We start from the raw sequence: 839 nt of genomic DNA, 5'->3' as shown, positions 1-839 counted from the left end.
GATCTACACGAGCCTTATCGTCGGCAGCGTCAGATGTGTATAAGAGACAGGGGCGGGTCGGCCGGGAGGTCGGTGAGGGGTTCGCCGAGGCGGCTGGCGGGGCCGATGACGAGGGCGTATCCGCCGGTGCCGAGGTCGCGGGCGAGGGCGGAGACGTTGACCAGGAGGGCGTCTCCGGGTTCGGGGTCGCCCACGAGGTGGGTGTAGGCCAGGGCGCGGACCTCGCGGACCGGGGGGTGGTCGGAGGTCTCGGTCAGGGGGCGGTCGAGGGTGATGGTGAGTTCGGTGGCACCGCGCCAGCGCTTGCCTGTGGACAGAACGGTGCCGATGCGCCACGTGATCACGGATCCGAGGCTACCGTTGTGCCGATGCCCGCTTCGACCGCAACCCCCGCAGATGCCGTGACTCCTTCTCTGAATCCTGCCGAGCGCATGCTGAACCTGGTGATCGCGCTGGTGAATACCGATGTGGCGATGACCAGGACGCAGATCCGTGCTGCCGTGGCGGGGTACGGTGACGCGGCCAGTGACGACGCGTTCTTCCGGATGTTCGAGCGGGACAAGGACACGTTACGGTCCCTGGGGGTGCCGGTGGCGACGGTGGGGCTGGGTGGTCATACCGATGAGGTGGGGTATCGGATCGATCAGGAGGCGTATGCGCTGGGGCAGATCGATCTGACGCCGGCGGAGCTGGGGGTGTTGTCGCTGGCGGCGCAGTTCTGGGCGGACAAGGCGTTGCGCACGGACATGGCGCGGGCGTTGGTGAAGCTGCGGGCGGCGGGGGCGCCGGTGGACCTGTCTCTTATACACATCTCCGAGCCCACGAGACGGAGCTACATC

General features: G+C 67.7%; 2 protein-coding genes. One reads left to right on the top strand and one right to left on the bottom strand.

Going from position 1 to position 839, the window contains the following annotated elements; all coding sequences use genetic code 11:
* Positions 1-29: 29 nt before the first annotated feature.
* Positions 30-344 carry a DUF3866 family protein gene (locus tag HGK34_RS23695; RefSeq protein ID WP_201851646.1) on the bottom strand — a complete coding sequence of 105 codons (315 nt, stop codon included), beginning with the start codon at positions 342-344 and terminating at the stop codon, positions 30-32.
* A gap of 24 nt (positions 345-368) precedes the next feature.
* Between HGK34_RS23695 and HGK34_RS22285 the strand changes: the two genes are divergently transcribed.
* A partial coding sequence (locus HGK34_RS22285) for a helix-turn-helix transcriptional regulator (protein WP_372433181.1) occupies positions 369-839 on the top strand: 471 nt, incomplete at its 3' end.

The sequence above is a fragment of the Myceligenerans indicum genome, from assembly GCF_016742955.1.
Classification (GTDB): Bacteria; Actinomycetota; Actinomycetes; order Actinomycetales; family Cellulomonadaceae; genus Myceligenerans; species Myceligenerans indicum.
This window is presented reverse-complemented; position numbering and strand designations above follow the sequence as displayed.